This window comes from Kribbella sandramycini, assembly GCF_013131805.1.
Taxonomy (GTDB): Bacteria; Actinomycetota; Actinomycetes; order Propionibacteriales; family Kribbellaceae; genus Kribbella; species Kribbella sandramycini.
This window is the reverse complement of sequence record NZ_JABJRC010000001.1, coordinates 1-21375: the sequence shown is the minus strand read 5'-3', so window position 1 is coordinate 21375 and position 21375 is coordinate 1. Positions and strand designations below refer to the sequence as shown.

Below are 21375 nucleotides of genomic sequence, written 5' to 3'. Positions count from 1 at the left end.
AACTCCAGTAGGACGGAAGCAGAAGTGGGCGGAAGAGGAATGGCCGCGACCGGCTTGGTCGCGGCCTTGGTGGCGGGGGTTCTGACGCCCACGGCTGCGGTCGCGAAGCCGGCGTCCCCGGCGGTGACCGACGCGGTGACCGAGGCGGCGGCAGTGCGGCTGGCTCGCGAGACCGGGAAGCCGGTGCAGGTCCAGGAGAAGAACACGCAGACGTCGGAGGTACTGGCGAATCCGAGCGGCACCTTCACGCTGCGATCCAACGCACGTCCGGTCCGCGTTCAGCAGGGCGGGAAGTGGCGGGGGATCGACACCACGCTGAAGCTCGGCGCCGACGGGACGGTGGCGCCGGTGGCGGCCGCGGTCGGGATGACCTTCTCCGGCGGTGGCGACGTGCCGATGGTTTCGGTTGCTGAGGGCAAGGGGTCGGTCACGGTCCACTGGCCCGGCAAGCTGCCGGAGCCGACCCTCGCCGGTAACACGGCGACGTACGCAGAGGTTCTGCCGGGGGTCGACCTGAAGCTGATCGCCGAGGCGGACACCTACATCCAGACACTGGTGGTGCGGGACGCGGCTGCGGCGAAGAACCCGGCGCTGGCCGCACTGAAGCTGAACGTGACGGCGCAGAATCTTGCGCTGAAGGTCGGCAACGACGGCCGGGTGACGGCGACCGGCGTGGACGGCAAGGAGGTCTTCGTCAGCTCGGCGGCCCGGATGTGGGACTCCGAATCCGACCCGAAGGTCGGCCCGAGCCCGACCGCCGCGACTGCGGGTGGGGCCGAGGTCGACGAGATCCGGACGACGGCGAAGGCCACGGCGAGCGTGGGGTCCCAGTCGGTCGAGATGCTGCTGACCCCGGACGCGGCCGCGCTGACCGGTCCGGACGTGAAATACCCGCTCTACATCGACCCGCACTTCGCCCGGAACCGCGAAAACTGGACCGAGGTGACCAGCAACCCGGACTGGAGCCCGAAGTGGCGGACGCCGGATCCGGTCCGGGTCGGCCGCTGCTACAACCGCAAGGGGCAGTGCGGCGGCACGTGGACGGCGCGCTCGTACTTCAACGTCTGGACCGGTGATCTGAAGATCCGGCCCAACGGGACCCGGCCGAAGATCTTCAGCAAGGCGTACATCGTCGGGCAGTTGCACTCGTCGCACAACTGCGAGAACCCCGAGCCGACGCAGCTCTGGGCGGCCGGCGACTTCAACTCCGGCACGCGCTGGGGCGGGCCGGCGGCGCGGTACCTGAACACCCAGTGGTCCAACGCCCAGGTCGACTGCGGCGGTGGGCGGGCGGTCAAGTTCGATCCGGGGAACTTCATCGAGGAGGGGATCGACAATGGCTGGAACTGGCTCAACTTCGGGCTGATCGCGCCGCAGGAGGACAACGACCTGCAATGGAAGGTGTTCGACAACAACCCGGTGCTGGAGGTGGAGTTCGCCTACCCGCCGAATAAGGCGTACGACCTGCGGGTCTCGGGCGCGGTCAACTGCAATGGCAAGATCGTCACGCCGGAGGCCCGGCCGGCGTTCTTCGCCAAGGCGACCGACAACAACGATCCGCCGTTGAACCCGGCGCTCTGGTTCCACGTCTGGACGGCGGACGAGAAGCGTGATGTCGGCAGCGGCGGTGGGACGCGGATCAGTTCCGGGACCGAGGGCGGCTGGCGAGAACCCAACGACCTCGGCAACGGCGACTACAAGTTCCGGGTGTACGTCGACAACAATCCCGGCCACCCGCACAACATGAACGCCGGTTACAGCGACTGGTTCCACTTCACCACCAGATCGAGGGGACCGGCGGTCGCGCCGACCGTCGAGCCGAGCGCGGACTACCCGAAGGGTTACTGGGGGACGCCGTACGGCGCGCCGGGCAACCTCGTGGTCAACGCGTCCGGCGCGTCGAACATCGTCGGCTACACGTACACCTTCAACGGCTCGGGCACCGCGACCCGGCCGGGGACGACGAGCTGCGCGTACAACCGGGTGTTCGGCCTGAACGGCGGCTGGATCCCGCACAGCGACAACGCGCCGAACGTGATCCCGATCCCGGCGACCATGTCGCCCGGGTTCCACACCGTGCACGTGCAGAGCTTCGACGACGCGCACAACCTGTCGCCGGAGTCCGCGGCGTACACGTTCTACGTCGCTCCGCAGGTCGTGCACTCGGCGCAGCGGCTCGAGGCGGAGAACCTGATCGCCTCCCAGCCGGCTGGTCAGAACCGGCCGATCACTCAGCACAGCGACGACTCGATCGGCTGGTCGGGCGGTAAGGCGATCCGGTTCGTCGGCAATGCCGTGGGCCAGTCGATGTCGCTGGCTTTCGACACTGCCGGCGACGCCGACTGGAACCTGTCGCTGGGGATGAGCCAGTCCACCGACGTGGGCAAGATGATCTTCGAGCTGGACGGCCGGCGGATCGGCGATCCAACACTCGAGTACGACGGGTACAACGTCAGCTGGCAGGCGGTCCGGCACAACCTGGGCGTGCATCGAATAGCCAAGGGCAGTCACCTGCTGACCATCAGGATGGTGGGAACGAATCCGAAGTCGCTCGCCGACCGGTACACAGCACAGATCGACTATTTGACCCTCAGCCAGACCACGCGGTCCGAGGCCGAGGACCCGGCGATGGTCACGGTCAGCCAGCCGCCGACCCAGGCGCCGGTGCCGATCGAGACGATCACTCGCGGCGCCGGTGGTCCGGCGTACTCGCGCGGACAATCGCTGGGCTTCCTGGCCACCGAGCCGAACAAGTCCTTCGACCTGAGCTTCCGGACGCGAGTCGAGGCGGACTACGCACTTGGCGCCGGGCTGGCCCGCGGGCCGGAAGGCGGCCTGCTGGAGATCTCCGTCGACGGCAAGCCGCTGCAGGGCACCCGGGAGACGCCCTGGGACGCCTATGCCCCGGGCGCCGGCTTCCTTGTCTACCAGCCACTCGGCGGGGTGCACCTCACCGCCGGTGTGCACAAGCTGACGATCAAGGTCACCGGCAAGAACGCCGCCTCCACCGGCTACAAGGCACTGGTGGACTACCTCACCGCGATTCCGATCAACAAGGTCACCGCGGCGGATTTCGGGGCCGCGATGAACAACGACGGGATTGCGGCCGACGGCACCAAGGCCGACCTCGATCTGTCGTCCGGTTCGCTGTCGGCGCAGAGTCTGGCCGCCGCCGGCTACGGTCCGGGGGCCACCGTGCAGGTGAACGGTGCGACGTTCACGATGCCTGAGGCACGCGCCGACGGTGCCGACAACGTGATCGCGATCGGGCAGACCATCCCGTTCCCGGCCGCTCAGCAGGTCAAGTCGACGGCGATCAGCCTGCTCGCCGCCGCCACCTGCGGGAACATCCCGGCCGGGACGGCGACCATCAACTACGCCGACGGCGGCAGCCCGCAGGATTCCCGGGTGCCCGGCCTGACCGACTGGGTCTTCCAGGAAACGGCCGCGGCCACCGCCGTGCTGCCGTATCGGAACGTGAACGGCACCCCGGCTCCGGATCGGACGCCGCGGTTGACCGTGGTTTCGGTTCCCACCGATCCGACCAGGACCGTCAAGTCGATCACGCTCCCGAACTACGGGACCAACATGCTGCCCGGTGGCTGCTCACCGGCCCTGCACGTGCTGGCCATGGCACCTCGGCCAGTCGCTGCCGGCTGGCTGGGTGCGTGGAGCGCCCCTGCAGACGCGGCCAAGCCGACCCCGGGCGGCGTCAACTTCGCCAACCAGACGGTGCGCACCGTCGTACGCCCGAAGGTCACTGGTGGCACGGTGCGGATCCGGGTCGCGAACCCGCACACCAATCTGCCGGTAACGATCGGCGCTGCGAGCATCGGCGTCCAGTCCGGGACCGGAGCGGCGCTGACTGGCGCGCCGACCACGTTGGCCTTCGGTGGGCGCGCAGGCGTCACACTGCCTGCTGGTGGTGAGGCCCTCAGCGATCCGGTCGCTTATCCGGCCGGTGGGAACCTTGCGGTGAGTCTGTACCTACCGAACGCCGTGCGGCAGACGCCGGTACATCAGAGCGCGAACCGGGTGAACGAGCCGACACTGCTGGCCAACGGCAATGCCACCGCTGACAGCACCGGTACGCCGTTTGCGACGCTGCTGGACGGGGCGACGCACCTGGCCGGCGTACAGGTCTCGACTGACGATCGAGTCGATGGGACTGTCGCTGTGCTGGGGGACCAGCTGACTGCGGTGCCGCCGGCGGGGTCAGCCGGGCAGACGTGGGTCGATCAGCTGGCCGGGAAGCTCGCCGATGGGGGAGCACCGCTGGTCGGCGGATTGGTCAACGCCTCCCAGACAGGTGTGCTGCCGAGCGGCCTATGGTCGCTGGCCGACGGCAGTGGGTCTACCGCCCGCGACACGGCCGGCAGCAGTCCGCTGAGCCTCGCTGGTGGTGCTACCTGGAGCAGTGAGCGAGGTGGCTCGCTGGCGTTCGACGGAACCGGTACGGCGGCCACTGCGCCGCGCCCACCGTTCTTGACCGACGCGAGCTACACGGTCTCGCTCTGGGTGAAGGTGACCGGTGATGCGGTCAACCAGTCCGTCATCGACGCCGAGGGGAACAACAACTTCGGATTCAAGGTCTGGTACACCGGCGGTGCGAATCCGCGCTGGGCGTACAACCTGCCGGCGGGCGATGTGGCCGGCGGCCCGTTCGTCCCGGTGATCTCCGCCCGGCCGGCGGTGAAGAACACCTGGACGCACCTGGTCATCAGCTACGACGCCGCCGGCAAGTCGGCGTCGCTGTGGATCGACAATGCCTGGGAAGCGTCGGGCCAGGTAGCCACCGTCGCCGGTGCGACCAAGCGGTTCGTCATCGGGCGCGACCTGCGGGGGCTGGTGTCCGACGTCCGCGCGTACCAGGCAGCGGCCGGCCACTTCGACGTCAACCGCGCGTTCCTGCCCGGGATGCCGACCGGTATCGCCGCGCCGACGGCCTTCACGGCGTCGCAGTACCTCGAACGGACTGTCCAGGCCGAGCCGAACCTGCGGACGGTCGTGGTGAGCCTCGGGGCGAACGACCTGCTGACCGGGATGGGCGTCGGTGAGATCAAGCAGTCGCTGACCAGGCTCATGCACACCTCCAGTCCGACCAGCCCGCGGCACCTGCGCCGGCCGGACGGCAACGCCGTCCGGATCGTGGTGACCACGATCCCGCCGCTCGGGCTGGCCGCGGAGGACCCGCGGGAGCAGCGCCGCCGCGAGCTGAATGCGGACCTGCTGGCGAACTTCACCAACTACGGCGCCAATCACGTCGTCGACATCGACGCGGCAGTCTCCGACGGGACTGCGCCGAACCGCGTCCGACCGGAGTACCTGACCGATGGGCTGGCCAACGGCGGCTACCACGATGCGATCGCGCAGACGATCGCCGACGCCGCTACCGTCTTCCCGCCGAAGATCCAGCTCTAGCTGTGACGGAATTCGAACTCCCAGCGCTCCGGCGCTGGGAGTTCGGTATCACTATGGCCACGCCCAGCGACCACGGCTGCTGGATCCGTTAGGGTCCGCGTGTGCTGAAGGCAGGAACGTCCGAGCAGGTGGTCTGGCGAGCGAGGCTCGTGCTGGGCTGCTTGTTGCTGACGGCCCTCTGTTTTCAGCGGATGCCGGGGCCGGTTGCGACGGGTGGCCGGCTGGATGACCCGGGGACGGTGTTGCGGGGCGCACTGCACCTTTGGGATCCGAGTAGCGCGCTGGGGCATCTGCAGAGTCAGGCTTTCGGCTACCTGTGGCCGATCGGTCCGTTCCAGTGGCTGACGCGCGCGCTGTCGATGCCGGAGTGGGTTGGCCAGCGACTCTGGTGGTCGGTCGTGCTTTGTGTGGCTTTCCTCGGGGTGTGGAAGCTGGCGAACGCCCTGCGGTACGGCGTCCCGCTGACTCGCTTCGCGGTCGCGTTGCTGTACGGCCTCAGTCCGCTGCTCATCGGTGCGATGTCGATCACTTCGGTGCAGGTGTGGCCGCTGGCGATGGCTCCGTGGGTGTTGCTGCCGTTGGTGACGCCGCGGGCGCGGTCCGGTTGGTGGCGCGTCGGTTGGTCGGCTGTGGCGTTCGCGCTGATCGGTGGTGCGGAGCCGGTGACGGCTGCGCTGACCCTGGTGCTGCCCGCGCTCTGGCTGCTCACCCGGCGGTGGGACCGCTGGACGCTGAAGGTGGCGGTCGGCTGGCTCGGCTGTGTGGCTGCGGTCTCGGTCTGGTGGCTCGTCCCGCTGCTGCTCGTCACGCACTACGGCACCCCCGCTGACCGGGACGTCGCCCTCGCGAAGTCCGCCGGTGAGACGTACGACGCCGTCACTGTCCACTGGCGCTCCTGGATCGACCGCCAGGATCTGCCGGGGAATGTGCTCGTGGTCCCCGCTGCACGGCCGCAGTGGGTGGACGATGAGCTGGCAGGTCGTCTCGCGTCCGGAGCCGGCGACCAGTCGCTCCGGCAGACGTTAGTCAACGCGGGTGTCCGGTACGTCGTCGTCCGGAGCGATCTGACCGCGCTGGCGCCGATCGCCATCCACGAGACGCTGACGGAGACTGGGCTGAAGCGCGTGGCCAGTTTCCCGCGCACCGATATCTACGACCTCGGTCCGGCGAACCTGGCTCGGCTGATCCCGGAGTCCCGGCTGGTCGAGGTGCGGGGGACGACGGACGACGTACCGGCCGTTCTGTCCGCGCTGGGTGGTGACCGCGAGGCAATCACCAGTGCGGACTCCGGACGCGGGTTGCGCGAGCTGCCGCTGATTCAGGTCGACGGGGCGGCCAGTGATCGGCAGCCAAGTGCATTGCTGTTCCGGAGTGACGCGGATGCGCAGTCCGGGCTGCTGCGTAGTGTGGAGCTACCGCAGCCCGCGTCGTACGAGCTGCGCGGCACGGTCCGGTCTGCTGACGTCCATAATCGTGCGGGAGCCGCGTGTGGTGCCGGACCGGTGGTCCGGGTGGACGGCGTCCCGATCAAGACGCAGGTGCTCGCCGGTGCGGCGGAGTCGATGACGTTCACCAGCTGCGAGACCGGGCCGGTCGTTCTGGCCGCTGGGCGACACGACATCGAGGTCCTGGCCAACGGCGGGTTCGTCCCGGTGGAGGCCACGCTGACCAAAGCCGGTTTCGGCAACGTGTCGGTCACGCCGGTCCAGGGCATCAACCTGTGGCGGCCGAACCCGGCCGGTCTGACCTTGGAGGTACCGGGCTCGAAGGAGCAGTCGGTGCTGACCGTCGCGCAGAACTACAGCGCGGGCTGGGAGGCGTACGACGGGCGCGGCCGCAAGCTGACGCCGATCCGGGTCGCTGGCTGGCAGCAGGGTTGGGTGCTGCCCGCGGGTGAGGAGCAGCTTGTCTCCGCGCGCTTCATGCCCGATCGGAGCTATCGGGCCGGTCTGCTGGTGGGAGCGCTGGGATTGGTGCTCGTGACGGGGATGGCGGTGTTCTACCGGCGGCGGACCAGGCGCTCCGGGCACCAGCTACAGGCCGCTCAATGGCGTAATAGCTGGCTGCTGCGACGCCTGCGGTCACAACCAGCGTCCCGCTGAACAGTACGACGAACTGCGTGCTCACCCGCTCCAGCAGCGTCAGCACGATCACCTGGTACGCGAACACGCCGTACGTCAGTTTGCTGGCCAGCCGAGCCGGCCTGCTGCCGAGGAGCTGGGTCGCGCGCGCAGTCGGCGTCAGCGCGGGGAAGAGCACACAGGCCGCGATACCGGTATAGAGAAGGCTCTTCACGGCAGTCTGCCCGGGCGACGCTGCCGAAACGTCGTACGGACCGGCGATCGGCGTCGCTGCGAGCAGGAGCAGAGCCGCCGCGACACCCCACACCGTCCCGGGAATCGTCGTCAGGATGTCGAGAGCAGACGAGCCGAGGCGGCCGCTGCTGCGCGCGACCTGCCACAGGGCGAACCCCATCCCGACTGCGAACCAACCGACGTACCCAGGCAGCCAGAGCGCTGCGTTCGGGTGGTGGGTCGCGCTCATCACCGTCATCCAAGCTGGGCCGAGCACGGTCAGCGCAGCGAGCACAGTGAGCCGCCAACGCACGCTGCGGCGGGTTGGGCGCTCGTAGCCGGTCAAGAGCTTCGCCAGCGCCGGCAGCACCAGATAGAACGCACCGATCGCGGTCAGGCTCCACATCTGGGTCAGGCCGGGCGCCGCGGCGTCGAAGTACACGTGGGTGAGCGTCGCGTGCTGGAGGTACGTCAGCCAGTCAGCCGAGTGCAGCAGTACGGCGGCCAGCAGCACGGCCACCCAGAGCACTGGCACGATCCGGGCCGCGCGGTTGCGCAGGTACGGCAGGGTCAGCGGCGGGAGCGACCCCTCGAACCAGGCCTCGACATGCGGCCGGTAGAGCAGGAAGCCGGTGATCGCGAAGAAGATCGCGCCGCCGACGTCCAGCCGCGCGAACAGGCCGCGGAACGGCCCGGCGTCGCTGTGCAGGGCGACCTGCGCGGTCAGGACGGCGAGCGCTGCGAGTACCCGCAGCCCGTGCAGCGCCGGGAACCGGTGTCCTGTCATCAGCTGCCTCCCAAATGAGCCGACCAGATCGCCGTCCCCGGCACATACCGCCCGCGCTCCGGACCCCAGCCACCCCAGATTTCTGTGTTGCTCGCCGGCCACTCCGGCTCCAGCAAGTCGTCCACCGCGAATCCGGCCTCGGTCAGCGCCCGAAGCCAGTCACCGACCGTGCGGTGGTGTTCGGCGTACACCGGCTGTTCTGCGTCGTCGAGCTCGACGTACGGCGTCCGCTCGAAGTACGAGTGGTTGATCCGCAGACCGGCCTCGGTCGGGTCGTCCGGCATCGTCCAGCGGAACGGGTGCGTGACGGAGAAGACCAGTAAGCCACCGGGCCGCAGAGTGCGAGCGATCTCGCGCAGCGCGGTCTCCACGTTCGCAACGAACGGCAGCGCGCCGAACGCCGAGCAGACGATGTCGAAGCTGGCATCGGCGTAGGGGAGTGCTGTCGCATCCGCAGCCACCGTGCGGACGGCGGTGCCGGTCCGCGCGTCCAGCTGACGAGCGACGCGCAGCTGTTCGAGCGAGATGTCGAATGCGACCACGTCGGCGCCCTGCCCGGCCAGCCAGCGCGCACACTGGGCTCCGCCGCAGCCGACCTCGAGGATGCGCTTGCCGCGCACCGGCCCGAGCAGCTGGGCCGCCTCCTCGTCGACGCCCTCCGGGCACCAGATGAACCGGTCGTCGCCCAGAAAGGCGCCATGCTCGGCCAGATACTCCACGGCGGCCGAATCCCAGTAGATCCGGCTGGCCCGGGAGCTCTCCGCCTCGGTCAGTTCCATCCGTCGCGGCTCGACCACCGGGTCACCCTACCGGTCCCGCGGCCGCTGAGCTCTTGCCGTGCCGCGGAAACTTCTCCATGCTGCTACTGACCGGTCACTTAACGTCAAAGGCGGCGCCATGCAGAAGAAGTCGGTCCGAATGATCGCGGCGCTCGCCGTGACGGGTTTGCTCGCCGCCGTTCCGGCGCCGGCCCAGGCGGCGGAACCGCCGATGGTCTACGTGGCGATGGGCGACTCGTTCGCCGCCGGGTCCCTCGTGCTGCCGGCCAAGGAGGCGCTCACCTGCGCCCGGTCCGCGGTCAACTACGCGTCGCTGATCGCCAAGCAGTTGCAGCCGGCCAAGTTCCGCGATGTCACCTGCGGCGGCGCGACCACGACGCACTTCGCGAATCCGCAGTCCGGCATCATCGCCGGTAAGGCAGCGCCGCAGTACGACGCCCTGAGCGCGGACACCACGGTCGTGTCGGTCGGGATCGGCGGGAACGACATCGGCCTGGTCGGGCTCGCCTTCTCCTGCGTGAACCTGCTGCCGCCGGGCGTCGGGACCTCCTGCAAGGCGACCAACACGGCCGGCGGGGTGGACAAGCTGGCGCAGAAGATCGACGCGTTCGCGCCGACGTACGGCACGGTGATCGAGCAGATCCGGGCCCGCGCGCCGCACGCGAAGATCCTGATGGTCGGCTACCCGACCGGGATCCGGAAGGGCGGCTGCTGGCCGGTTGTCCCGGTCTGGAGCCAGGACGCCGACTACCTGCAGTCGGCACTGACCCGGCTGAACCGCCGGATGGCTGAGCAGGCCGCCGCGCACGGAGCGACGTACGTCGATCTGGCGACGCCCAGCGTCGGGCACGACATGTGCAAGCCGGCCGGCACCCGGTGGATCGAGGGCCTGATCCCGAGTGTCACGACCAACGGACTGGTCCCACTGCACCCGAACGCGGCCGGAATGAGGAACGCCGTCCCGCCGGTCTTGGCGGCGATGGCAGGATCAGCGGGGTGGAAGCACTAGCAGCAAGCGCGGTCCCGCTGACCGGCGGTTATCAGGGCCAGACCTTCGCAGTCACCGCCGGCGGCGAGGACGCTGTCCTCAAGCTGTACGTGAAGGACCCGGAGCGGGCTGTGGTCGACGCGGCGCTGCTGCAACTCGTCCGCGGCTTGCTGCCCGTCCCGCGGGTGCTCGACCTGAAACGCGAGGGTTCGTACGACGACCCGCCGTACCTGCTCATGGAGCGCTTGCCCGGCGTCAATCTGGAGGTCTACCTCCAGACCGCCGGCCCGGACGAGCGCCGGCGGGTCGGTACCCAGTTGGGCGAGCTGCTGGCCCGGCTGAGCGGGATGCCGTTCCTGACCGCCGGCCAGTTCCGCGGCGGCGAGCTGACCGTCGAGCCGTTCGGCAGCGCCGACCTGGCCGAGTACTCCGCCGGTCTGGGGCTCCGGTACGGCGGCCTGGACGAGGTGTTCGCCCAGGCGGAGGACCTCCTCGACAGCGCGGGCAGCCGGTTCTGCCTCGTCCACAGCGACTTCAACCCGAAGAATCTGCTGGTCGACCCGGAGAACGCGCAGATCACCGGCCTGATCGATTGGGAGTTCAGCCACGCCGGATCGCCGTACGCCGATCTCGGCAACCTGCTGCGGTTCGAGACCGACCCGGTCCTGGCCGGAGCGGTGCTGAGCGCGCTGCGGGGGAGCGGAGTGGGGCTGGCCGAGCCGCTGGTCGAGCTGAGCCGGGCTGCCGACCTGTGGGCGCTGCTGGACCTGGCCGCGCGGGCTACGGAGAACCCGATCACGGCGGCCGCGGCCGCGCTCGTGGACCGGATCGCGGACACTCGCGAGGTGTCCGGAGGCCGTCCGGAGCTGGACGTCGTACATTGAGCTGAATGGCACGTCGGGAGACCTCGGCGGGCGGCCGGTCGGCACCGGGTGCCCCCGGTTGTGCTGCCCGAGTCAAGACCGGTATTCTGTGAGATGCGCTATGAGCCTGCGCGACCTCGGACGGAGCAGGCTCGTGCTCGCAGCTCGGCGGTGGTGAATCTGTGCTCTTCAGGCAGTCCAGCGGTGTGGTGCGATCCAACGGCTCATGACGCAACCTCCTCACACCACCAGTCCACGGAGCAACCCACCACATGACGGCCAGCATCGAGGCACCTCTCGACCCCGCAGTGCGCAACACCCCGCAGGTAGCGGTCAATGACATCGGGTCGGAGGAAGACTTCCTCGCGGCGATCGATCAGACCATCAAGTACTTCAACGACGGCGACATCGTCGAGGGCACCATCGTCAAGGTCGACCGGGACGAGGTCCTGCTCGACATCGGTTACAAGACCGAAGGCGTGATCCCCTCCCGCGAGCTGTCGATCAAGCACGACGTCGACCCGAACGAGGTCGTCAACGTCGGCGACCACGTCGAGGCCCTGGTTCTCCAGAAGGAGGACAAGGAAGGCCGCCTGATCCTCTCGAAGAAGCGCGCCCAGTACGAGAAGGCCTGGGGCACGATCGAGAAGATCAAGGAAGAGGACGGCGTCGTCACCGGTACCGTCATCGAGGTCGTCAAGGGTGGTCTCATCCTGGACATCGGCCTCCGCGGCTTCCTGCCGGCCTCGCTCGTCGAGATGCGTCGCGTCCGCGACCTCCAGCCGTACGTCGGCCAGGAGATCGAGGCCAAGATCATCGAGCTCGACAAGAACCGCAACAACGTGGTCCTGTCGCGCCGCGCCTGGCTGGAGCAGACGCAGTCCGAGGTGCGGATGAACTTCCTCACCCAGCTGCAGAAGGGCCAGATCCGCAAGGGCGTCGTCTCCTCGATCGTCAACTTCGGCGCGTTCGTGGACCTCGGCGGCGTCGACGGTCTGGTGCACGTCTCGGAGCTGTCCTGGAAGCACATCGACCACCCGACCGAGGTCGTTGAGGTCGGCCAGGAGGTCACCGTCGAGGTGCTGGACGTCGACATGGACCGCGAGCGCGTCTCGCTGTCGCTGAAGGCGACCCAGGAAGACCCGTGGCAGCAGTTCGCCCGGACGCACCAGATGGGCCAGATCGTGCCGGGTAAGGTCACGAAGCTGGTTCCGTTCGGCGCCTTCGTCCGCGTGGAGGAGGGCATCGAGGGTCTGGTGCACATCTCCGAGCTGGCCGAGCGGCACGTCGAGATCCCGGAGCAGGTCGTCCAGGTCAACGACGACGTCATGGTCAAGATCATCGACATCGACCTCGAGCGGCGCCGGATCTCGCTGTCGCTCAAGCAGGCCAACGAGGGTGTCGACCCGGTCTCCGACGACTTCGACCCCACGCTGTACGGCATGGCGGCGACGTACGACGACCAGGGCAACTACATCTACCCGGACGGCTTCGACCCGGAGACGGGCGAGTGGCTCGAGGGCTTCGACGCGCAGCGCGAGGAGTGGGAGCGGCAGTACGCCGAGGCCCACACGCGCTGGGAGGCCCACAAGAAGCAGATCGAGGACGCCAAGACGGCGGACGTCGAGGCCGGCGAGGCCTCCACGTACTCCTCGGCCACCGGTGGCGGCAGCGCTCCGAAGGACGACGCCCCCGCCGAGGGTGCGCTCGCTTCCGACGAGGCGCTGCAGGCGCTCCGCGAGAAGCTGACCGGCCAGGGCTGATCACTTCTCCGGTAGGTAGCTGACAAGACCCCCGCACCCTTTCTGGGTGCGGGGGTCTTGCGTTGTCTCAGTCCGGCAGTCCGATCAAGGCCCGATGCCGCCGATACCCGACCCACCCATCCAGCTCGTCGCGCAGCGCGCTCGCCTCCAGCTTGTGCCGGTGCGCAGCCGCGGCGTCGATCAGATTCTTGTTCGTCAGCGTCAGCTCGCGGATGTCCGGCAACTCACCCAGACAATCGGCCACCAGCTCGGAAGCACTCGGGAGTAGGTCGCGGCCGGCGGCGTACCGCTCCGGCTGCCAGTCCTCGAGGTAGGTCACCGCGCCGGCCCGCTCGATCGCGGCGTACGCCGGCCGCAGGGCATCCGCTCGGACTCCGTCGTCGAACGTCTGCCACGCCTGCTGCAGCGACTTCTGGTGGTCGGTCGGCTCGGCGTCCGACAGCAGCTCCTGGAGCAGCTTGGCTTGCCGGGCCGAATCCCGGCCCGGCGAGTAGTAGCTCTGGGACGACGAGATCTTCGGAATCGTGCCGAGCTCGTCGGTGTCGTAGTAGTCGTTGCTGATCAGGACCAGGATCTGGATGCCGGTCTCCGGCTGCAGGTAGCGCTGGTAGTCCTCGTCGCGCCAGGTTTCGACCAGCTCGACGCCGCGGCGATCGAGCTCGGCTTTCAGATCCGTGAAGTGCAGCGGCTTCTTGAACGGCGTCAGGCCGTGCCGGGCCCGGATCGGCTTGGGGATGTGTTTGGCCGGCACCCGGCCCAGGCGATGTGCCTGGAAGGTGAAGTGGTGCCCGCTGTAGCCGCGGCCCTCCGGACGAACCTCCCAGAAGATCTCCAGGAATCCGAAGCTCTTCCAGTAGTTGGGGTGGAACAGGTTCTCGCCGTAATCCCGGCCCAGTGCCGCGGTGGCGACGTCCGGGGGGAGGTTGGCGTCGATGCCGAGCACGCTGCCCGTCTCGACGATGTCGGCGTAGAAATCGACCTTGGCCATAGCCTGAAAGCTACCCAAGGGCAGGACCAGTAGGGTGTTGGCGTGCTGCGAGTGGGACTAACCGGGGGTATCGGATCGGGGAAGAGCGCCGTCTCGGCGCGGCTGGCCGAGCGCGGGGCGGTGGTGATCGACTCCGACCTGCTGGCGCGTGAAGTGGTGGCGAAGGGGACCGGCGGGCTGGCCGAAGTGGTGGCCGCCTTCGGCGCCGAGGTGCTGACCGCCGAAGGCGAGCTGGATCGGCCGGCGGTCGGCCGCATTGTCTTCGGGGACGCCGATGCGCGGCGCAAGCTCGAGGCGATCATCCATCCGCGAGTGCGCGCCCGGGCCGCCGAGATCGAGGCTTCGGCGCCGGACGGTGCGATCGTCGTCCACGACATCCCGCTACTGGTTGAGACCGGTCAGGCCGACTCGTTCGACCTCGTGCTGGTGGTCGACGTACCGCCGTCCGTACAGCGCGAAAGGCTGACGCGGCAACGAGACATGGCGGCGGACGAGGCGGATCGCCGGATCGCCAGCCAGGCCTCGCGAGCCGACCGGCTCGCCGCGGCGGACGTCGTCCTGGACAACTCCGGCACGCTGGCCGAGCTGGACGCCCGGGTGGCCGAGGTGTGGGCGAGCCTCGCCGAGCGCGCAGGGCACGGTCCGGACACGAAAAGATGACCCTTGCGCGGTAAATGATGAAACCGGGACCGGCTGTACGAGAATCTGTCCCGGTCCGGCTCGGCCGGATCGTCGGCGGCGCGCCCCCGCGCCGGTGAAGAAATCGATGTTGGGAGGATGGCGTGGTGTGTCCGCGCTGTAACTCTGACGTCCCCGAGGTCTCGCGGTACTGCCACCACTGTGGCAACGACCTGCGGTCCGGGGACACGGAGCGGAAGAAGGCGTACGCCGCGAGGCCGGACGAGCCGGTCGCGTCGTTCCGGCTGGTCTCGACGATCATGCCGCAGGGCTCCGGCAAACAGCCCTACACGTACAAGGTCGCGCTGGGCGTCGCGCTCGCGCTGACCGTGCTGACGGCGGCGCTCGGCGCGCTCCCGGTGGCCATCATGATCGCGGCGTTCGCGATCCCGATCGTCTACATCCTCTACCTGTACGACGTGAACCTGTGGGAGGACGAGCCGATCCCGGTCGTCGCCGCGGCGTTCGTGCTGGTCGGCGTGCTGGCGGCGGTCTTCACCTGGCTGTGGTCGGACAAGCTGTCGCTGTCGACGCTCACCATCGGCGCGCAGGACGTCGGCCCCTCGGGCCGCGACCTGCTCATCCTCCTGTTGCTGGTCCCGGTCGTCTCGGAGCTGATCCGGCAGATCGGCCCGCTCTACCTGGCCTCCCGGCCGCGGTACGACGACCTGATGGACGGATTCACCTTCGGGGTCGTGGCCGGTGTCGGGTTCGCCTGCTTCGAGACCCTCGTCCTGCACTGGGGCTGGATCAGCGGCGGGTTCGCCGGTCCGGGCAACGGCGCCGGCACCTGGATCTCGATCGTCGTCCTGCACGGTTTCATCAAGCCGCTCATCTACGGCTCGGCGACCGGCCTGGCGGGGGCGGAGTTCTCCGGCCTCGGCGCCGGGTACGACGGCTTCACGCCGCGCTGGGTGGCCGGCGTCCTGCAGGCGATCGCGATCAACGCCCTGTTCCAGGGCGGGGTCTACCTGCTCGGCTTCGTCGGCGGCCACGGCTCCACGATCGGCGCCGTGCTCGGCGTCGTCTGGGGGCTGCTGCTGCTCGGCGCGCTGATCATCCGGGTCCGCACCGTGCTGCACAAGGGCCTGCTGGAGGCCGCGCTCGAGTCCGCCGCCCGCGGCGGCTCGAACCACGCCTCCGGCGACCTGGCCTTCTGCTCGCGCTGTGAGATGCCGCTGCTGCCGCACTCGGACTTCTGCTCGGCGTGTGGCAACTCGGTCCGCGCAGTGCCGAAGTCGGCTCGCGGCGTGACCGCACCGGCGGCCGCAGGCGGGTACGACGCGACGACTGGGGAGACGCAGGCATGAGCAACCAGCAACCGCCGTACGGCCAGCAGCCTCCGCACGGCCAGCCCCCGCAGGGCCGGCCTCCGCAGGCGCCGCCGCCTGGTTACGGCCCCCCTCCGGGGCCGCCCCCGGGTTACGGGCCGCCTCCTGGGCAGCCGCCGTACGGGCAGCCCCAGCAGCCTCCGCAGGCGCCGCCTCCGCAGGGGCCGCCGCCTGGATACGGCCAGCCCCCACACGGTCAGCCGCCGCACGGTCAGCCCCCGCAGGGCCGGCCGCCGCAGGGTCCGCCGCCCGGTTACGGGCAGCAGCCTGGGCAGTCGCCGTACGGGCAGCAGCCGCCGCAGGGCCAGCCGCAGTACCCGGGCCAGCAAGGGTTCCCGCAGCAGCAGGGCTTCCCCGGCCAGCAGTACCCGCAGCCCTACGGCCAGGGGCGGCCGCCGCAGGGCAAGGGGATGAACAAGATCCTGTTCATCGCCGGTGGCGCGATCGTCGTGGTCGCGGTGATCGGCATCGTGCTCGCGCTGATCTTCGGCGGTGACGACAAGGTGGCCGAGCCGACGCCCACCGGCGGCGGGGGCGGCGGCGACACCAGCCAGCCGACCAACGTCGACGAGGGGATCGAGGTCGGCGAGGGCGTCTTCGTGAAACCCGCGCCGGGTTACCTCCGCAAGGAGATCAAGGACTTCGACGGCGTGTACCTGCTGAAGAAGGGCGAGGCCTACTTCATGGTCCAGTCCTTCAAGGCCAAGTCCGGTGACACCGCCGAGAACGTGCTGCCGAAGGTGTTCGCCGCGGAGACCAAGGGCCTGACCGGGATCAAGCCGGCCGCGGTGAAGAAGTTCACCAAGGGCCCGGACGAGAAGACCGCGGTCGAGATCGCCTTCTCGCAGTACTACACCGCGACCTCCACCAGCCAGTCCGGCTCGTTCGAGGCGATCGGCTCGGTCGGCACCATGCAGCGTGCCGACGGCGTCATCACGGTGATGCGGATCTTCGGCCGTAAGGACAAGTCCTCGGTGATCGGTCCGGACACCAACGCGATGATCCAGTCGGTGCTGAAGAGCCAGTGACCGGTAAGAAGGACAAGGGGGCCGGGGATGCGAACCCGTGGGTGAGCAAACCCGGCCCGGACGAGGACAGCACGGCAGCGCCGAAATCGGCGCTGCCGCCGTCCCCGTGGAATCTGGAGGTTCCGCCGGCGCCCGGTACGCCGTCGCCGTGGTCGGGTGACGCGGCCGACGACCCAGCCGGTGGTCCGGCCGCGGGCAGCGGCCCGGCGACCGAGACGCCGTCTGCCTGGGGCGAGAAGGTCGGGCCGCCGTCGTTGCGCCGTCCGCCGCCGGCGAAGCAGAAGCCGCGGATCCCGCCGTTGTTGCTGCCGATCGGCGCGGGCGTGCTCGTGATCGTGCTGGTCACGGTAGCGCTGGTGCTGCTGTCCGGAGGCGGCGACAAGGGCGCCGACCCGCTGCCGTCCGCCAGTACGACGCCGTCGGCCAGTGTGCCGAGCTCGACGTACACGCCGCCGGCCGGGGCGATCCCGGTCGCGTTCGGGGTGTCCGTCGTCCCGGTGCCGGGCTGGACGCTGCTGGAGACCGAGACCCGGGGCAAGGAGCTCGTCACCTACGCGCCGAACGGGAAACCGCGCGGCTTCTTCTGGGTGCGCCAGAAGGAGAACGTGGGCGCCCAGGCCTATCTGCTGGCGATCGTCGAGGGCGAGACCGAGAACGAGGTCGCCCAGCTCGGCAACACGCGGAACCTGCCGTGCCCCAAGGACGTCCTGGTGGAGTGCGTCGCGATCAGCTACACCTCCATCGCCAAGGACGAGACCGGCGCCGACGTGAACGTCCAGGGCTACGTGGAGGTCTACGTCCGCAAGGACAAGGTCGCCACCGCGCTCGACTTCCGGACCCGCACCGACTTCGCGCCGAAGGCCGAGGCCGACGCGGCGCTGATGAAGCAATCGGTGCTCGACAGCTTGTGACGTACCCCCGACACACCAACGAGGAACAGCTATGAGTCAGCAGTACGGAGGACCACCTCCTGGCCCGCCGCCCGCTGCGGCCCCCGGTGGCTGGGGCGCCGGAACCGGTGGACCGGGCGCGGGTGCTCCCGGCGGCTGGGGCCCCGGCCCGGGCCGGCCGGTCAACCGGCCCGCGAAGTCCGGCCGGACCCAACTGATCGTCATCGGCGCCGCGGTGCTCGCGGTGATCCTGGTCGCGGTCGGCGTCGTGCTGCTGGTCACCGGCGGCGACGACAAATCCGCCGCGCCGCAGACGCCGAACGCGCCCGGCACGATGTACACGCCGCCGGCCGGCTCCAAGCCGGACGACTCCAAGGGCCCGAACGACGTCGGCGTCGAGGTCGGCAAGGGGATCTGGTTCACCCCGGCCAAGGGCTGGCTGCTGGACTGGGACAAGACCAAGGCCGGGAAGAACTACATCCTGCAGCAGTTCAACGTGCGCGGCCTGATCGACGGGTACTACTGGGTCCGGCAGACCGAGCTGTACGACGCCAAGGGCTTCGCCGAGCACCTGGTCGACCTGGAGTCGACCGGTATGCAGGACGTGAAGATCGGCAAGGGCGTCGAGTGCAAGCCGGCCAACGAGGCGATCAAGGCCTGTTACGCGCTGAACTACACCGCCAAGGTGAAGACCAGCAAGGGCACGATGATCGACTTCCAGGGCTTCGTGACGGCGTACTCCGACAAGTGGGACCGGGTCACCGCCACCGACGCGGCCCTGGAGACCCGGGTCTACGACCGTCGCAAGGATGAGCTCGCCCGGATGAACGCAAGTCTCGAAAAGAGCTTCTGACCTGCGGTTATCTGTTTTTGTCGGCGGCGCCACGTACGGTTGAGGCCATGAGACAGGTCTCGGATCTTCAGCGTATGGTGGCGCCGCTCAAGGTGGTGTCCGACTTCGAGCCGGGCGGTGACCAGCCGACCGCGATCGCGGATCTGGAGCGCCGGATCAACGCCGGCGAGCAGGATGTGGTGCTGCTCGGCGCCACCGGTACCGGTAAGACGGCGACGATCGCCTGGCTGGCCGAGAAGGTCCAGCGGCCGATGCTGATCCTGCAGCCGAACAAGACGCTGGCCGCCCAGTTCGCGAACGAGCTGCGGCACTTCTTCCCCGAGAACGCCGTCGAGTACTTCGTCTCGTACTACGACTATTACCAGCCCGAGGCGTACGTCCCGCAGACGGACACCTACATCGAGAAGGACTCCTCGATCAACGAGGAGGTCGAGCGCCTGCGGCACTCGGCGACGTGGTCGCTGCTCACCCGGCGCGACGTCGTCGTGGTCGCGACGGTCTCGTGTATCTACGGTCTCGGCTCGGCCGACGAGTACCTGAACCGGATGATCCACGTGAAGGTCGGCGACGAGATGGATCGCGACGGCCTGCTCCGCAAACTCGTCGGCGTGCAGTACGCGCGGAACGACCTGGCCGGCACCCGCGGCACCTTCCGGGTCCGCGGCGACACGCTGGAGGTCTTCCCGGTCTACCAGGAGCTCGCCGTCCGGGTGGAGTTCTTCGGTGACGAGATCGAGCGGCTGATGACGCTGCACCCGCTGACCGGTGAGGTGCTCAGCGAGGAGAACGAGCTCTACATCGGCGCCGCGACGCACTACGTGACCGCGCCCGAGAAGATGGAGCGCGCGATCACCTCGATCGAGGCCGAGCTGGAGGGCCGGCTGGCCGAGCTCGAGCGCAACGGCCAGCTGCTCGAAGCGCAGCGGCTGCGGATGCGGACGACGTACGACATCGAGATGATGCGCCAGATCGGCACCTGCTCCGGGATCGAGAACTACTCCCGGCACACCGACGGCCGCGAGGCCGGCACGGCGCCGCACTGTCTGCTCGACTACTTCCCTGAGGACTTCCTGCTCGTCATCGACGAGTCGCATGTGACCGTCCCGCAGATCGGCGGGATGTACGAGGGCGACATGTCCCGCAAGCGAACCCTGGTCGAGCACGGCTTCCGGCTGCCCTCGGCGATGGACAACCGGCCGCTGCGCTGGGAGGAGTTCCTGGAGCGGATCGGCCAGACGGTCTACCTGTCGGCGACCCCGGGGCAGTACGAGCAGGACAAGTCCGACGGGTTCGTCGAGCAGATCATCCGGCCGACGGGTCTGATCGACCCCGAGGTGATCGTGAAGCCGACCAAGGGCCAGATCGACGACCTGATCCACGAGATCCGGGTCCGCGTCGAGCGGGACGAGCGGGTGCTCGTCACCACGCTGACCAAGAAGATGTCCGAGGATCTGACCGACTACCTGCTCGAGATGGGGATCCGGACGCGCTACCTGCACAGCGAGGTGGACACGCTGCGCCGGGTCGAGCTGCTCCGCGAGCTGCGGATGGGGGAGTACGACGTCCTGGTCGGGATCAACCTCCTGCGGGAGGGGCTCGACCTGCCGGAGGTGTCGCTGGTCGCGATCCTCGACGCCGACAAGGAGGGCTTCCTGCGCTCCGGGCGCTCGCTGATCCAGACCATCGGCCGCGCGGCGCGAAACGTCTCCGGCCAGGTGTTCATGTACGCCGACAAGATCACCCCCTCGATGGAGCAGGCGATCGACGAGACCAACCGGCGGCGTGCCAAACAGATCGCCTACAACGAGGCCAGCGGGGTGGATCCGCAGCCGCTGCGCAAGCGGATCGCCGATATCACCGACATGCTCGCCCGGGAGGACGCCGACACCGCCGAGCTGCTCGGTTCGGGGCGGACGCAGTCGCGCGGCAAGGCGCCGGTGCCCGGCGGCGGAAAGAAGGCGGGGGAGAAGGCGAAGGAGCTGGCCGGCGGGTTGCCGTCGTCCGACCTGGCCGACCTCATCCAGCAGCTCACCGACCAGATGCACAACGCGGCGGCGGAGCTGCAGTTCGAGGTCGCGGCGCGGTACCGCGACGAGATCTCCGAGCTGAAGAAGGAGCTCCGGCAGATGACGAACGCGGGGGCGAAGTAGCGCCCGAGGTGGCCGCTGAGGGGCCGATTTGCATCCGCACGGTGAATCACAGTAATGTTCTTCTTGTTGGGAGCGAGTGCAGGACGCGAAAGCGGCCGAACCTCCCAAACCCCCTGAAAGTCTCCGGTAGCCGAAGCTTACCTCGGTAAGGTTCGGTCACTGTGACACGGGGAGACTGGCTCGAAAAGCCCGATTTGACCGGGTCTGGACGAAACAGTAAAGTAGCGCAGGTTGCCCCGGAAGTCCTGGACCGTAAGGTTCGGCTGCGGTGTGCGTCCGATTCTTGAGAACTCAACAGCGTGCCGAAAGTCAATGCCGAAATTTAGCATTAACCCCGTGCATGGGCCCTTTGTGGTCTGTGTTCGGATTCCTTTGAATGTAATTTCTGGATTCAAGTCAGTTTGATTTGTTTCTGATTCAAAGGATCGCTCGAATGTTGTCGACATTCCAGCTTGCTGGTTGTCATATTTTTCAACGGAGAGTTTGATCCTGGCTCAGGACGAACGCTGGCGGCGTGCTTAACACATGCAAGTCGAGCGGTAAGGCCCTTCGGGGTACACGA

13 protein-coding genes, 1 rRNA gene and 1 pseudogene are annotated in these 21375 nt (G+C 68.6%); 12 read left to right on the top strand and 3 right to left on the bottom strand.

The window, feature by feature from the left end; translation table 11 throughout:
• Nucleotides 1-39: 39 nt before the first annotated feature.
• Both HPO96_RS00070 and HPO96_RS37765 read left to right on the top strand, forming a co-directional pair.
• Entirely contained in the window at nt 40-5421 is a 5382-nt protein-coding gene (locus HPO96_RS00070) for a LamG-like jellyroll fold domain-containing protein (protein ID WP_171669907.1), read from the top strand.
• Between the two features lie 101 nt (nt 5422-5522).
• Nucleotides 5523-6638, top strand: a pseudogene (locus HPO96_RS37765) (alpha-(1->3)-arabinofuranosyltransferase domain-containing protein); the annotation flags it as partial.
• Between the two features lie 703 nt (nt 6639-7341).
• On the opposite strand, the gene HPO96_RS37760 reads toward HPO96_RS37765, so the two are convergent.
• Both HPO96_RS37760 and HPO96_RS00060 read right to left on the bottom strand, forming a co-directional pair.
• Complete coding sequence (locus tag HPO96_RS37760; RefSeq protein ID WP_238354656.1) at nt 7342-8502, bottom strand: acyltransferase family protein; 1161 nt, start codon at nt 8500-8502, stop codon at nt 7342-7344.
• Complete coding sequence (locus HPO96_RS00060) at nt 8502-9299, bottom strand: class I SAM-dependent methyltransferase (RefSeq protein WP_337796443.1); 798 nt, start codon at nt 9297-9299, stop codon at nt 8502-8504. Before HPO96_RS00060 ends, HPO96_RS37760 begins: the two co-directional genes overlap by 1 nt.
• 100 nt (nt 9300-9399) lie before the next feature.
• Here HPO96_RS00060 and HPO96_RS00055 point away from each other — a divergent pair, with 100 nt between their 5' ends.
• The 3 genes from HPO96_RS00055 to rpsA all read left to right on the top strand — a co-directional run bounded on the left by HPO96_RS00055 (nt 9400) and on the right by rpsA (nt 12895).
• Nucleotides 9400-10290, top strand: a complete 891-nt coding sequence (locus HPO96_RS00055; RefSeq protein ID WP_171669905.1) for an SGNH/GDSL hydrolase family protein — start codon at nt 9400-9402, stop codon at nt 10288-10290.
• Nucleotides 10278-11153, top strand: a complete 876-nt coding sequence (locus HPO96_RS00050) for a phosphotransferase family protein (RefSeq protein WP_337796442.1) — start codon at nt 10278-10280, stop codon at nt 11151-11153. Before HPO96_RS00055 ends, HPO96_RS00050 begins: the two co-directional genes overlap by 13 nt.
• A 251-nt stretch (nt 11154-11404) precedes the next feature.
• Nucleotides 11405-12895, top strand: coding sequence for a 30S ribosomal protein S1 (gene rpsA / locus HPO96_RS00045; RefSeq protein WP_171669904.1), 1491 nt, complete (start codon nt 11405-11407; stop codon nt 12893-12895).
• A 67-nt stretch (nt 12896-12962) separates the two neighbouring features.
• Here rpsA and HPO96_RS00040 read toward each other — a convergent pair whose 3' ends face one another.
• Entirely contained in the window at nt 12963-13883 is a 921-nt protein-coding gene (locus tag HPO96_RS00040; protein ID WP_171669902.1) for a hypothetical protein, read from the bottom strand.
• 42 nt (nt 13884-13925) lie between these two features.
• Between HPO96_RS00040 and coaE the strand changes: the two genes are divergently transcribed.
• From coaE to HPO96_RS00005, 7 genes are all read left to right on the top strand, one after another.
• Nucleotides 13926-14543 carry a dephospho-CoA kinase gene (coaE, locus tag HPO96_RS00035; protein ID WP_171669900.1) on the top strand — a complete coding sequence of 206 codons (618 nt, stop codon included), beginning with the start codon at nt 13926-13928 and terminating at the stop codon, nt 14541-14543.
• Between the two features lie 125 nt (nt 14544-14668).
• A complete protein-coding gene (locus HPO96_RS00030) occupies nt 14669-15871 on the top strand; it encodes a zinc ribbon domain-containing protein (RefSeq protein WP_337796441.1) in 1203 nt (400 codons plus the stop codon).
• On the top strand, nt 15868-16920 hold the full coding sequence (locus tag HPO96_RS00025) for a hypothetical protein (protein WP_171669892.1): 1053 nt from the start codon (nt 15868-15870) through the stop codon (nt 16918-16920). Before HPO96_RS00030 ends, HPO96_RS00025 begins: the two co-directional genes overlap by 4 nt.
• The gene (locus HPO96_RS00020; protein WP_171669890.1) at nt 16917-17831 is read left to right on the top strand and encodes a hypothetical protein; all 915 of its coding nucleotides are present in this window, start codon (nt 16917-16919) and stop codon (nt 17829-17831) included. The genes HPO96_RS00025 and HPO96_RS00020 overlap by 4 nt, the downstream gene beginning before the upstream one ends.
• Nucleotides 17832-17862: 31 nt before the next feature.
• Nucleotides 17863-18663 carry a hypothetical protein gene (locus tag HPO96_RS00015; RefSeq protein ID WP_171669889.1) on the top strand — a complete coding sequence of 267 codons (801 nt, stop codon included), beginning with the start codon at nt 17863-17865 and terminating at the stop codon, nt 18661-18663.
• 47 nt (nt 18664-18710) lie between these two features.
• On the top strand, nt 18711-20813 hold the full coding sequence (uvrB, locus tag HPO96_RS00010) for an excinuclease ABC subunit UvrB (RefSeq protein ID WP_171669887.1): 2103 nt from the start codon (nt 18711-18713) through the stop codon (nt 20811-20813).
• Between the two features lie 471 nt (nt 20814-21284).
• A 16S ribosomal RNA gene (locus HPO96_RS00005) occupies nt 21285-21375 on the top strand; the annotation flags it as partial.